Annotated in this window: 10 protein-coding genes; 4 read left to right on the forward strand and 6 right to left on the reverse strand. The window is 67.4% G+C overall.

Features of this window, described 5'->3' with window-relative positions:
• Positions 1 to 10: 10 nt before the first annotated feature.
• From OV287_RS28985 to OV287_RS28995, 3 genes are all read right to left on the reverse strand, one after another.
• On the reverse strand, positions 11 to 1,990 hold the full coding sequence (locus OV287_RS28985; protein ID WP_267537288.1) for a hypothetical protein: 1,980 nt from the start codon (positions 1,988 to 1,990) through the stop codon (positions 11 to 13).
• A gap of 207 nt (positions 1,991 to 2,197) precedes the next feature.
• Positions 2,198 to 2,401 (reverse strand): cold-shock protein, encoded by a 204-nt coding sequence (locus OV287_RS28990; RefSeq protein WP_267537289.1) that lies wholly within the window; start codon positions 2,399 to 2,401, stop codon positions 2,198 to 2,200.
• Positions 2,402 to 2,528: 127 nt separating this feature from the next.
• Positions 2,529 to 4,439, reverse strand: coding sequence for a M2 family metallopeptidase (locus OV287_RS28995; RefSeq protein ID WP_267537290.1), 1,911 nt, complete (start codon positions 4,437 to 4,439; stop codon positions 2,529 to 2,531).
• Between the two features lie 158 nt (positions 4,440 to 4,597).
• On the opposite strand from OV287_RS28995, the gene OV287_RS29000 reads away from it, so the two are divergent.
• The 3 genes from OV287_RS29000 to OV287_RS29010 are packed head-to-tail and all read left to right on the forward strand — an operon-like array spanning position 4,598 to position 8,145.
• On the forward strand, positions 4,598 to 5,128 hold the full coding sequence (locus tag OV287_RS29000; RefSeq protein WP_267537291.1) for a DUF3105 domain-containing protein: 531 nt from the start codon (positions 4,598 to 4,600) through the stop codon (positions 5,126 to 5,128).
• Positions 5,125 to 6,228 (forward strand): heparan-alpha-glucosaminide N-acetyltransferase domain-containing protein, encoded by a 1,104-nt coding sequence (locus tag OV287_RS29005; RefSeq protein ID WP_267537292.1) that lies wholly within the window; start codon positions 5,125 to 5,127, stop codon positions 6,226 to 6,228. Before OV287_RS29000 ends, OV287_RS29005 begins: the two co-directional genes overlap by 4 nt.
• A gap of 60 nt (positions 6,229 to 6,288) precedes the next feature.
• On the forward strand, positions 6,289 to 8,145 hold the full coding sequence (locus OV287_RS29010) for a vWA domain-containing protein (RefSeq protein WP_267537293.1): 1,857 nt from the start codon (positions 6,289 to 6,291) through the stop codon (positions 8,143 to 8,145).
• A 202-nt stretch (positions 8,146 to 8,347) separates the two neighbouring features.
• Here OV287_RS29010 and OV287_RS29015 read toward each other — a convergent pair whose 3' ends face one another.
• From OV287_RS29015 to OV287_RS29025, 3 genes are all read right to left on the reverse strand, one after another.
• Entirely contained in the window at positions 8,348 to 9,109 is a 762-nt protein-coding gene (locus OV287_RS29015; RefSeq protein ID WP_308809749.1) for a M57 family metalloprotease, read from the reverse strand.
• Between the two features lie 484 nt (positions 9,110 to 9,593).
• Complete coding sequence (locus tag OV287_RS29020; RefSeq protein WP_267537295.1) at positions 9,594 to 10,511, reverse strand: GNAT family N-acetyltransferase; 918 nt, start codon at positions 10,509 to 10,511, stop codon at positions 9,594 to 9,596.
• Positions 10,512 to 10,668: 157 nt separating this feature from the next.
• Entirely contained in the window at positions 10,669 to 11,115 is a 447-nt protein-coding gene (locus tag OV287_RS29025) for an EcsC family protein (protein WP_267537296.1), read from the reverse strand.
• A gap of 129 nt (positions 11,116 to 11,244) precedes the next feature.
• On the opposite strand from OV287_RS29025, the gene OV287_RS29030 reads away from it, so the two are divergent.
• Positions 11,245 to 12,489 (forward strand): extracellular solute-binding protein, encoded by a 1,245-nt coding sequence (locus OV287_RS29030; protein ID WP_267537297.1) that lies wholly within the window; start codon positions 11,245 to 11,247, stop codon positions 12,487 to 12,489.
• The last annotated feature ends 102 nt before the right edge of the window (positions 12,490 to 12,591 follow it).

Below are 12,591 nucleotides of genomic sequence, written 5' to 3' on the forward strand. Positions count from 1 at the left end.
CCGCGATTCCTCAACGGGCGAGCGAGGCCTCGGTGGCTCGCAACAGCGGCTCGGCGCTCACCGGCGCCCCGGTGGCGTTGGTCATCCACACGTCCGGGGTCAGCGCACCCTGGCTCGCCATCCGCTCGAACTCCGCTCCCAGGTTGCCTGCCTTCTTCAGGTGCTCCTCGATCTGGAAGGCAATCAGGTGCCCCAACGGGTAGTCCGTCAGGTACAGGGGGTAGGAGATCATATGGCTGTAGATGCCCAGCAGCGGCGTCCCCTGCCCTCCCAGCACCGGTGCGTAGTACCGGTCCCACGTCTCCCGAGCGATGCGCACCACCGCCTCGCGGAGCTGCGCGGGCGTGGCGTCCGGGTGGTCGTACAACCAATGCCACACAGCGATGTCCACCAGCGCCACTCCGGCGATCTCCCACGTCTGCCAGAAGTCGTTGAGCACCCGCTCGCGCTCGCTGGCCGCGTCTGGCTTCGCCTGTCCCAGCAGCTCCAGGTCCCTCGCCTGGAAGACGAAGGCCAGTGCCTCGGTGAAGGCGTTGTTGGGCACTCCCGCCAGCAGCGTGTGGTCCACCTCATAGAGCGAGAACACCTGCTCCACGTTGTGTCCCAGCTCGTGCACCGCGATGTTGTAGCCCTTGTAGTCCATGCCCTTGGGGCCCACCCGCGTGCGCAGCCGGGGGAAGTCCCCGCGCCGCATCGCCTGCATCGCGTGCCCTGCCCCGCGTGAAGGATCCACCCGGATGTGCGCCGACAGGAAGGCCGCCTTCTCATTCGAGAAGCCCAGCCCCTGCAGAATCCGCGGCATGTCCTTGGCGAAGGCCTCCGCCGTCGGGTAGCGCTGGCGCGTCAGTGCATCCAGATCAGCCTCGGACAGCTTCCCGCTCGCCTTGAAACCGGCGTACCACAGGTCCTGCGGCTCCAGCTTTCGCCCCAGCCGCGACTCGATCTCCTTCGCCACCCTCGGCACCAGCGGCGACGTCAACACCTGCTCCAGCAGCGCCTTCACCCGGGCCTCGGGCAACTCGCGCCCCAGCTCGAAACTGCGCGCGATCGCCGTGGGCGCCACCGGCACGTACGGATCCTCCATCCGCGCCGCGTGGAACTGCGCCAGCAGCTTCGCGTAGCGCACGTCCTCCTCGCGCTTGCCCTCCAACACCACCGGGCGCTGGGGCGCGTCCGCCTCCACCTCGCTGGCCGGTGCCGCCTTCACCTCATTGGTGAACGGATTCCAGTCCACCCGCGGGTTGTCGATGACCGCCGCGGGGATCTCCTGCGCGACGATGCGCTCCATCACCTTGACGATCATCCGCTGCTTCGCCACCCCCTCGGGATCCGCATACCGCGACTTCAGCTCGTCGCGCAGATTCCAGTGGCTGATCAGCCGCATGCCCGAGGGAAACGGCCGGCGTCCCTGCTCGTCCACCAGGTGGTGCATCCAGACGTTGTACTCGGCGATGTAGAGGTCTGCGTCTGCTCCCGCACGCGTCGAGGCCTGCCGCACCTCGGCGGGCACGCGGCGGCTGAAGCGGCCGGTGAGCCGGACCTCGGCCCACTGGCGACGCGTGTAGCTCGGGCCCTTCTCCATGCGCTCGGCCAGCATGGTGAGCGGGAAGTTGAGCAGCGCCACGAAGCCGGCCTTCGCCCGAAAGAGATCCTCCGTGACGTGCGCGCTCGGGTCATACGCGGCCAACAGCGGATCCACCGGCAGCAGCGGCCCCAGATCCAGGTCCGTGGGACGCCGCAGCTCCCGGGTGATCTCATACATGTGTCCGTCGAGCTGCTCGAAGGCCGTCTCCAGCCGGGCCAGGGTGGCGTCGAGCTGCTTCTCGTCTGCGATGAAGTGCTCACGCGCAAAGGCGGCCAGGTCTCCATCCTCCTCGCGCCACAGCGCGGCTACCTGGTCTACGCCCCGCTCGATGCGGGCCCGCTGCGCCTCGCCATGACGAGAGACGAGCTCGGACTTCAGGGCCGGGAGATCGGCGGGGGTCTTCATGGGACGAGCCTCCGCGGGCGGAGCACCCACCTGGACATGGGACTGGCCGGACGCGCAGCCGAGCGCGGCCAACAGGGGAAACAACGCAGCACGCTTCAGCGGGGACCTGGACGAAGGAAGGGACACGCGAGGACTCCAGACATGAAAAAGGGCCCGGCCCCAACGGGTCGGACCCCTTTCAGGAACAACTAGATGAAGCCAGCCAGCTCAGGCCGCGCGCACGTTCTGAGCCTGCAGGCCCTTGGGACCCTTGGTCACTTCAAACTCGACCCGCTGCCCCTCGGCCAGGGTGCGGAACCCATCCATGTTGATGGCGGAGTGGTGGCAGAACACGTCCTCGCCACCGCCATCCTGCGTGATGAATCCGAAGCCCTTCGCATCGTTGAACCACTTCACGGTACCAGTTGCCATTTGCGCTCTTCTTCTTTCAGACAGACGGGCGCGGAAATCTGCCGCCCGGACCCGGCTGGTCGAGACCCAACCAAGCGAGCGCGAATGGTAAGCGGACCCGCTATCCGTGTCTACTCCCGGAAAGCCCTTACCAGCCGCACTTCTGGCCCTTGTTCTGCGCCTGCAGCCAGGTGCGTAGCGGAGCGAAGTACTCGAGCATCGCCGAGGCATCCATCTCGCGCTGGCCGGTGAGGGCCTCGAGCGCATCCGGCCAGGGCTTGCTGGCACCCAGCTCGAGCATCGCCTGGAGCCGCTTGCCGGCCTCCTTGTTGCCATAGATGGAGCACTCGTGGAGGGCGCCCTTCTGACCGGCGGCCTGACACAGCGCGCGATGGAACTGGAACTGGAGGACGCGCGCCAGGAAGTAGCGCGTGTAGGGGACGTTGGCGGGGACGTGGTACTTGGCGCCCGGATCGAAGTCGCTCTCGGAGCGCGCCACCGGAGCGCGCACGCCCTGGTACTTCTCGCGCAGCGCCCACCAGGCCTTGTTGTAGTCCTCCGGCGTCACCCGCCCGGACAGCACCTCCCAGCGCCACTGGTCCACCAGCAGGCCGAAGGGCAGGAAGGCCACCTTCTCCATGGCGTCCTTCATCTGCAGGTTGATGAGGCCCTTGTCGCCCTTGGGCACCTCCTTCAGCAGGCCCACCTGCTTGAGGTAGCCCGGGGTGATGGAGAGCGTGAGCGCGTCGCCGACGGCCTCGTGGAAGCCGTCATGAGCGCCCGCCTGATAGAGCGCCGGGAGCTTGTAGTAATACGTGTAGTAGTAGTTGTGCCCCAACTCGTGGTGGATGGTGACCAGGTCCTCCTCGGTGGGCTTGATGCACATCTTGATGCGCAGATCGTTGTCGTAGGTGAGATCCCAAGCGCTGGCATGACACACCACGTCACGATCCCTCGGCTTGGTGAACTGCGAGCGCTGCCAGAACGTCTCCGGGAGCGGATTGAGCCCCAGTGAGGTGAAGAAGCTCTCGCCCAGCTTCACCATACGGGTGGCGTCGTAGTTCTGCTTCTTCAGCTCGGCGTCCACGTCCAGGCTGGGCTGCCCCTTGTAGGGCTCCACCAGGTTGTAGATGTTGTTCCACTCCTGGGCCCACATGTTGCCGAGCAGGTGCGCCGGGATGGCCTTGCCAGCGGGCACCTTGTCCTCGCCGTACTGCTTCGCCAGCCGAGCGCGCACGTAGCAATGCAGCTCGTCATAGAGGGGCTTCACCTGCCCCCACAGCCGCTGGGCCTCCTTCTCGAAGGCCTCGGGCGGCATGTCGTAGTTGGAGCGCCAGAGCGAGCCCGTGTCCGCGAAGCCGATCTCCTGGGCCCCCTCGTTGGAGAGCTGCACCAGCCGCTGGTACAGCGGGCGCATCGGCGGCGAGATGCCATGCCAGCCCACCCACGCATCCAACAGCTCGTCGTAGTTGCGGCTCTTCGCCATCACGTCCGACAGCTCACCCAGGTCCTTGCAGGTGCCCTTACCGTCCTTGCCGCAGTACTTGCCCTTGCCGTAGAGGCCCTCGAGCTTCGCGGCGATGGAGGCCAGCTCCGCGCGCTTCTGCGCATCGCTCGGCGCGGGCAGCGAGGAAGACACGCGCAGCAGGTGCAGCGTACGCGCGGTGTCCGCGTCCAACCCCTGCACGTCCTTGAAGCGGGCGGCCTCCTTGATGGCCTGGTTGACGTAGCCGAGCACCTCCTCGTTGACCGTGGCCGCGTTGCGCTCGGTGTCGTCGGTGATGTTCGTGGCCTTGATCCACTCGGCCGTGGCCTGCTTCGTCCAGAGCCGCTTGAGGTCCGCGTTCACGCGGGTGGCGAACTGGCGCGCATCCTCGGCCGTGAGCTTCGGGGCCTCGGTGGGCTTCTGGGTCTCCGCGGCGGGCGGAGTAGCGCGAGACTCCTCGGGAGAGGCGGCGGAGGTGCCATGCGCCGAGGGCGCACAGCCAGGAGCGGCAATGAGCGGGACGACCACGAGGGCCGCACGCAGGAGGGACTTGACGGGAGAGGTGCTGTTCATGGCGGGGCGAACCGTAGAGGAAGGCCCTCGGGAAAGGCACCTGTAAAGTGACGGTTTGTTCGCCTCCTCCCTCCCCCCCCGGGAGAGGGCAAGGGGTGAGGGTATCGAGACTCCCGGGTTGAGCCCGTGAGCCGAGCCCGTGGTAAGAGGGGCGCCCGATGTCCCCGCTCTACCGTGCCCTCCCCGCCCTCCTGCTGTCCTCCCTGCTCGCCTGCGAGCCGAGCGGCCCGGAGGACTGTTCCCGCTACGGAGTCACCCTCTCTCCAGTACCCGCGACCGCGAGGCACCTCACCTGCGCGAGCACCGCGTGTGGAGACGGTCTGAACCCGCCCACCAGCGGGGACCACTGTAGCGACACCCTGCGCTGCCGGGTCTACGACGCCGAGCAGAACCGGTGCGTGTGGCTGCACAACCTGGAGCACGGACACGTCGTCTTCCTCTACAACTGCCCAGAGGGCTGCCCCGAGCTCGTGGCCACCCTGGACTCCTTCCGGCAGGAGGCGAAGGTCGGGAGCAACGGCGTGATCCGCGCCATTGTCGCTCCGGACTCGCGGATTCCCACGCGCGTGGCCGCCCTGATGTGGCGGCGCTCCTGGGGGGCGGACGCGCCGGATGCGGACGCCATCCGCTGCATGATGCAGCACCAGGACGCCGAAGCCCCTGAACCCGAGCTCGCCTGCCTGCCATGAGTTCCGCCCCCACCTCCGAGCGCGTCCGCGCCATCGACTGGCTGCGCGGCATCGCGGTGCTGTTCATGATCCAGTGCCATGCACTGGTGCTGCTGACCCCCGAGCTTCGCCAAAGCAAGACGACGAAGTTCCTGCTCATGATCGACGGGCTGGTGGCGCCAGCCTTCCTCTTCGCCGCGGGCTTCGCGCTCGCGCTGCTCCTTGTCCGCAGCGCCTCGGTGGGCGGACAGCTCGATCGACTCGGGCGCAACCTGCGGCGGACCCTGCAAGTGCTCGGCGTGGCCACGCTGGTCAACTGGATGTGGTTCCCCCTCTTCCGGGAGCCGAAGTGGCTGGTGCGCCTGGACATCCTCCACTGCGTGGGGCTGTCGCTGCTCATCGTCCTGCCCGTCGCTGCCTGGCTGGCCTCGCGGCCCCGGGTGCTGCGGGGTGTGGCGCTGGCCCTGGCACTCGTCACCTTCTTCCTCTCGCCGCTGGGCGAGGCCGCACAGGGGCCGTGGGCCTACGTGCTCAACAAGTCCACCGGGGCTGTCTTCCCCCTGCTGCCGTGGCTCGGCTTCACCTGGTTCGGAGCGTATGCCGGGGCGGTGGCCGGCGAGCAGGGCCGCGCGGGACTCATCCGCGCTCTGCTGTTCCTCAGCGGGCTGGGACTCGCCGGCTGGCTGGCGGCGGACCCCCTCCGAGACATGTACCCGGAGCACCGCTTCTTCGTCACCAATCCCTCCAACGCAGCCGAGCGATGGATGTGGGTGAGCCTCCTGCTGCTCGGGCTGATGGGGCTGGAGCGGCGGATGACCCCAAAGGCCGCGCCCTCCCGGGTGCGCCGCTTCGTGGAGACGTTCGGCACCGCCTCCATGTCCGCGTACTTCTTCCACGAGGCGCTGCTCTACTTCCACATCTTCGGCTTCTCCTTCGAGAAGGTGTGGGGAGGCCGGAGCGGCTGGGGCCAGTACACGCTGCTGACGGTAGCGCTCATTGCCCTGACGTACGGGCTGTGCCTCGCGTTGGATGCGGCCCAGAACGCCGTGCGCCGGGCGGGCCGGTTCCTCGTGGAGACCCTTCCCGGGAGCTTCGCGCAAAAGATCGCGCGGTCGGAATAAACCCAAATCGAGGCTGGTGCGTTTCGAGCGTCCGTTCCCACGGAAACACCCGGAGCGCACATGTCCTCGACCAAGCTGAACCGCCTGACCCGCTGGGGGAGCGCCGCCCTCGCCCTGAGCCTCGTCCCCGGATGCAGCACCTCGCCTGGCGCGAGGGCTACCGCCGACACCGCGCAGTCCGTCGAGTGGAAGTCCCAGACGCACGAGTCCTCGAAGGACAAGGCGCCCCCTCCTGCCCCAGTGGAAGCCGGGCCCGCCCAGGAAGAGACCGAGGCCGCTCCGACAGTGGGCGCCGTGATGTACGAGAAGGCCGAGGCCTCCGACGCGAAGGCCGACGTCGCCATGCCGAGCCCGAAGCAGGCACCCGCCAAGGGGGGGGCCGTGGCCTATCCGGAGCGCCGCCGCGAGGCGGTGGAGAGAAAGCCCGCCGAGCCGATGGTCGACGCTCTGGCCGGCGCTCCCGCCGCCCCCACCACGCCACCACCTCCTCCGGCGAGGTCGCTGCCGCCGCCGGGGAACACGGCCATGCAGCCGGAGCCCCCATCGCAAGGCAATAGCTTCACCCACCACGCCGCCAATGCCTTCACCGAGACGGCGAAGGACCGGTTCTCCACCTTCGCGGTGGACGTGGACACGGCGTCGTACGCGGTGTCGCGCCGCTACCTCAACCAGGGGGCCCTGCCGCCGCACGCGGCTGTCCGGGTCGAGGAGTTCGTCAACTACTTCAAGTACCGCTACACGCCGCCCGAGCAGGGGGCCTTCACCGTGCACCTCGAGGGCGCGCCCTCCCCTTTCAACGCGAGCCGCCAGTTCGTGCGCGTGGGTGTACAGGGCAAGATCGTCTCGCGGTCGCAGCGTAAGCCCGCGCACCTGGTCTTCCTGGTGGACACCAGCGGCTCCATGAGCCAGCAGGACAAGCTGCCGCTGGCCAAGGAGGCGATGAAGCTGGCGGTGAAGAACCTCAACGAGAACGACACGGTGGCCATCGTCACCTACGCGGGCAACACCCGGGACGTGCTCTCGCCCACGCCGGCCACGAACCTGGAGGCCATCTACAAGGCCATCGACACGCTGGAGTCCGGCGGCGGCACGGCCATGGGCTCGGGCATGCAGATGGCGTACAAGCACGCGGTGAAGAAGGCCTCGGGCAACGCCGTGGCGCGCGTGGTGGTGCTCACGGACGGTGACGCCAACATCGGCCCCAACGTCTCCGCGGACGCCATGCTCAACAGCATTCAGGGCTACGTGAAGGAGGGCGTGACCCTGTCCGCCATCGGCTTCGGCATGGGCAACTACCGGGACGATCTGATGGAGAAGCTGGCCAACAAGGGCAACGGCAACTGCTTCTACATCGACAGCTACAAGGAGGCGAAGAAGGTCTTCGAGACGCAGCTCACCGGGACGCTGGAGGTGATCGCCAAGGACGTGAAGCTCCAGGTGGAGTTCGATCCGAAGATGGTGAGCCGCTACCGGCTGGTGGGCTACGAGAACCGGGACATCGCGGACAAGGACTTCCGCGACGACAAGGTGGACGCGGGTGAGATTGGCGCGGGCCACAGCGTCACGGCGGTGTACGAGGTGGAGCTGACGGGCGAGAAGGCGCCGCTGGGTACGGTGCGCATCCGCGCCAAGGCGCCCAACGGCACCGAGGCAGCCGAGCAGGCCTTCCCCTTCGAGCAGCGGATGATGCGTGCGACGCTGGATGGAGCCTCGGCGGACTTCCGCTTCGCACTGGCGGTGGCGGCCACGGCGGACGTGCTTCGCGGCAGCCCGAGCGCCCAGGGGTGGAACCTGGCCACGGTGCAGAAGCTCGCCGAGGGTGCTGTCGAGGGCCAGGCGGACCGCGAGGAGTTCACGAAGCTGGTGGCTCGGGCGCGCGGCCTGCTGGGTAGCTCCATGGCTCGCGACGGCCGCTGAGCCAATGAAGATGTGGAACGGCCCCAGCCTTCCGCCCGTTCTTCTATCACCTCTCGAAACGGGAGGCTGCACCTCCCGAGGCGCTCCAACCCGGCCTGGGATGCGTAGCCCGGGCGTGGGCGTCTCTCACTACCTGGTGGGGTGGAGGAAGGAGCGAACCCCCCGGAGTCATGGACGGACCCGGGGGCTGCCGCGCCATCTCTCAGTAGAGGTAGTTCAGCGCGATGATGTCGTATTGGCTGAACTGGCCGGTTGCGCTCGAGCTGAAGCAGGAGTTGAAGAGCGAGTTCGGATCGCTGGTCGGCGTCCCGGGGATGGGGATGGCGCCCACGCCGGCGGTGCCCTCGCTGGTGGCGGGGCCGCCGCAGCTGATGGCCCGGTTGTAGTAGTCCGAGTGGCGCATACCGATGGTGTGGCCAATCTCGTGGGTGATGACGTGCTTGTTCACGCCCGCGCTGTAGCTCTGCAGGCCGGTGCCGATGTTGATGGTGCCGTAGGGCAGGCCGCCCGAGGGAAAGCCCGCGGAGCCGCCGGTGCCGGACATGGTCGTCGCGGTGATGTTCGCGCTGCAGCCGGTGCCCCCGCGCTGGAAGGTGATGCGGAGCCCCAGCGCATTGTAGTTCGCGATGGCCGCATCCAGGCCCTGGATCAGGCGGCTGTAGCTGTTGAACGTGGAGGTGGGGTGGATGCAGATCCTCGTCACGCTCGAGCCGACGCGATTGATCGTGGCGTATTGCTCCTTGCTCCCCTCGCCGGGCTGGAGCAGCTCGCGCGACGCCTCGAGGGTCACGTGAGCGTCGTTGCCCACGACCACCTGGCCATCGACAACCTGGATGTCGTCGGCCGGAAAGCCGGCCTCGAGCAGGTTGGAGACGATCTCCTGGTTCTCGGCCTCCGGGCCGGCTCCGCAGCCGGCCAGCACCGCGCCACAGCTCACCACGAGGACTGCCGCTCGCTTGAACATTTTCATTTTCCCTTGAGTACTGGAGTGGGTCGCCGCCGCCTGGGGGTTCCAGCCACGACGGCGCGCCCTGCCCATGAGCAACCCTCGGGCCAACACCTGGGCACTCGGGAAAACAGGGACTTGGTTGTCAATGCAAGTTTGGCCCTGGAGCATGGATGCACCAGCCGTCCTGGGACTCCTTGTAATGAGTCCTGACGTTTCCCGGTGAATCGTCCATTGACTCAAGGGGTTGCGCGCACGACCGCCGGATCGTCCGAGTCTCGGACGGTGTGCACACCCATTCCGATCACTGCGTCCGCGACAGGGTGAAGCTGTGCCGGAGGGGCACACCCCTCGGCACAACTCTCACAGCGCACCCGCGCGAAGCCGTGCGCCAACACTCCACACGCCAGGTACCTGGCGTGCGTCCCGCTCCACGTACTGGGGCAGGCCGCGCCCCAGCTCGCTCGCCTCCGCCAGCAGCGTGGCAACCCATGGGCCTCCCTCAGAGCAGCGGGCCGCGGAAGACGATGGCGCCGGGAAGTGGCCGGTAGCCCATCACCTCGTTGAGGTGGCGGATGGGCGCGTTCCCCACGACGTTCTCCGTCACCAGCCGCTTGAAGCCAGCCTTCTTGGCGCCGGCGATCTGCGCCCGTTTGAGCGCGCTCGCGATCCCCCGCCCACGCCAGGCCCGCTTCACGCCCGTGAGACTGTGGAAAGCCACCCCGCGCCGGGCGCGCTGCAGCACCGCATAACCCACCACCTCGGCTCCATGCAGGGCGACGAAGGTCAGGTCGGGCGTGTGGATGGGCCGGTCGATGTCGGAGGCTCGCCACTCCTCGAAGGTGCCCACCTCGTCCGCCTCGTCCACGGGCATGTCGGGGATGGCCTCCAGCGCCACCTGGTACATGCCGGGCAGCAGGTCATCCCGCCCCTCACGGGTGGTGAAGGTGATGCCCGGGGGCGGACACACCTCGGGCATGGGCAAGCCGTCCAGCTCGAGCACGAGCTCCACGTGCCGGGCAACCTCCTTGTAGCCGCGGTTGCCCAGGTAGCGCAGCGCCCCCTCCTGGGACTCGTAGGCCTCGAACTCCAGCCCCTCCATCCCGAGCCCGCGCGCGTGCGCGGAGAGAGCTCGGTGGAGCCTCGTTCCCAGCCCATGCCTCCGGTGCTCGCCCAGCACCCAGATACCGGCCACGGCACACGGGGTCCCACCATCACCGCCGGGCTGCCGGACGAAGGCGGCGCCCACGGGCACGCCCTCCAGCCGCAGCACGTAGTCCACCCGGCCCGCCTGGACCTCGCGCAGATAGCGGATGTCCTCGAACGAGGTCACCCCCCAAACATCCGCTGCGTCCACCACCTCCGCCCAGGCGCGAAGCGAGGTGTCGTCCTGGACGGTTTCAATCGAGATCCGGTGCATGCGGTCGTACCTCCTCGGGCTCCCCTCGCTTCGCCTCCGCCCAGCCCTTCTCTCACGGGCTGGCCGTGGTGCTGAACGCCCGACGGCGCGCACGACTTCGAGGGCGCGTCCGCGACGAAGAGGGCGATGAAAACTACGGGGTCCACTTTACTCTACTCTACGAGTTCTCGTACCCCTCGCCAAAGTCCTCAGCAGGGGCCTCCTCCACCGTTTCCTCGATGATGTCGGCCCCGTACTTCCGCGCGAGAAACCGCTCACGGTAAAGGAAGTAAGCCGCGTCACATACCTTGGAGGTGTAGTAGGCATTGAAGCCTCCTCCGATTGCGGCGCCAGCCACGGGAAGTGCCTGCGCGAGCTTCGCCTTCGTGAGGCGGATTGCCAGCGCCTTCGCGATGCGCTGCACGATCTGGACGAAGACGTGCTTCTCCAACTCCTTCCATGTCTTCTTCTGCGCCACCTGCTTCGCGATCTTGACCAACTGAGACATCGCCACCGTTTTCGCGGCGTCCGAAGGAGAGGAAGCGAATCCGAGCAAGTGGAGTGCGAAGAGCCGCTCCTCCTGCCGACTGATGTCAAAGCCGCAGTAGGTCGCGTACTCCCCCACGGCGATGCGGCTGCGCGTGAGCGGCAGGCAGAGCGAAAAGCCGTTCCCATGAGCGCCAGGGCGAGTACCCTCTCAGACTTCTCGCCTCATCGAGCTGCTCTTCCAGACAATCCGAGAGAGAGTCACCCCGTGATCAAAAGAGTCCTGACCTGCGCCATTCTTCTGTCCGCAACCGCCTGTGAACCGCCGGACGAGCCTCCCGAGAAGCCCAGGCCCCTCAAGGCCGTGCTCTTTCCATACATCCCGGACTCAGCGGGCGATGGGTTCGCCAGCCTCGAGCAGGCGCTCGAAAAAGGCTTCGAGGATCAGCACCCGGGCATCGACCTGGACATCGTGTTCGACGTGAACCTCGACGTGTATGACCTGAGCGAGGGGGGCACCCTGAACCAGCTCCTCGGCGAGGGAGAGGGGGCCGCGCAGGTCATCGAGATCGACACCCTGCTCCTCGGCGATCTCGTGTCCAGAGGCTGGATCCAACCCGTACAGGAGACCGCGGCGGAGGTGTACCCGGCCGCACGGCTGGCCGTCTCCATCGAGGGGAAGAGCTACGGCGTGCCGACCTACCTGTGCACGAACGTCGTCTATTCGGGAAGCACCCTCGTCCACTCCGCCACCGATGGCAGGTCGCTCGTCCGGGCGCTTTCCGACATCGCACCGGGGAAGCTCCCCCTCGCGACGAACTTCAGCGGGAGCTGGACGCTTCCCTCTTCGTACATGGACGCGTGGGCGGATACCTACCCAGCGGCTCAGCTCGCCAGTGCCATCGCGCTGCCCCTGGACGCGAAGGCCATGGACTCGTTCGAGGCGGTGGTGGACAGCTGTGCTCGAGAGCAGAGCAGCAACCCGTGCCTCGATGGAACCTACGCGGACAACACGCTGGCCGAGGAGGCTTTCGCGAAGGGGCAGGCCAACGGATTCATGGGCTACACGGAGCGCCTGTTCTTCATCCGCAAGGCCAATCCCGCGCTGCCTCTGCCCCAGGTCACCTCGGTGCCGCTCGGCGAGGGAACACACCCGGCGGTGTTCGTGGATGCGCTGGTGTTCAACTCGCACTGCACCGGAACGTGCCAGGGAGACGCCCAGGCGTTCGCGAAGTACATGAGCACTCCCGAGGTGCGGACCCTCATCGCGTTCAGCAAGGACGCGCCGGAAGGTGCGCTGCCCCGCTACCTGCTGCAAGCAAACCGGTCCTTCTATCAACAGGAGCCGGCGCGCTCCGACCCCATGTACCAGCAGTACGAGCCCTTCGTGAGCCATGGCAGGCCGTACCCCAACCAGGGCTTCCCGGAGAATCGCAAGGCGCTCCAGAAGGCCATCCTGGACGAGCTGGAGTACACCCCCGCCACCACGAGCACGCGGGCGGCGAAGAAGTGACGGGGGCCCCGCGCGTATCTACTCGAGGAGCGCCTCCAACTCCTCGAGAGTGACGTCCTTTGCTGCGCGGGCGCGACGAGTTGCTCGCCGCCGAGCAGTTGT

It is taken from the genome of Archangium lansingense (assembly GCF_026626635.1).
GTDB lineage: Bacteria > Myxococcota > Myxococcia > Myxococcales > Myxococcaceae > Archangium > Archangium lansingense.

Excerpts from the sequence above, each read along its gene's own strand:
- OV287_RS29015 (WP_308809749.1), bottom strand. The coding sequence starts at position 9,109 with ATGTTCAAGCGAGCGGCAGTCCTCGTGGTGAGCTGTGGCGCGGTGCTG.
- OV287_RS28990 (WP_267537289.1), bottom strand. The coding sequence starts at position 2,401 with ATGGCAACTGGTACCGTGAAGTGGTTCAACGATGCGAAGGGCTTCGGA.
- OV287_RS28995 (WP_267537290.1), bottom strand. The coding sequence starts at position 4,439 with ATGAACAGCACCTCTCCCGTCAAGTCCCTCCTGCGTGCGGCCCTCGTG.
- OV287_RS29020 (WP_267537295.1), bottom strand. The coding sequence starts at position 10,511 with ATGCACCGGATCTCGATTGAAACCGTCCAGGACGACACCTCGCTTCGC.
- OV287_RS29010 (WP_267537293.1), top strand. The coding sequence starts at position 6,289 with ATGTCCTCGACCAAGCTGAACCGCCTGACCCGCTGGGGGAGCGCCGCC.
- OV287_RS28985 (WP_267537288.1), bottom strand. The coding sequence starts at position 1,990 with ATGAAGACCCCCGCCGATCTCCCGGCCCTGAAGTCCGAGCTCGTCTCT.
- OV287_RS29005 (WP_267537292.1), top strand. The coding sequence starts at position 5,125 with ATGAGTTCCGCCCCCACCTCCGAGCGCGTCCGCGCCATCGACTGGCTG.
- OV287_RS29000 (WP_267537291.1), top strand. The coding sequence starts at position 4,598 with ATGTCCCCGCTCTACCGTGCCCTCCCCGCCCTCCTGCTGTCCTCCCTG.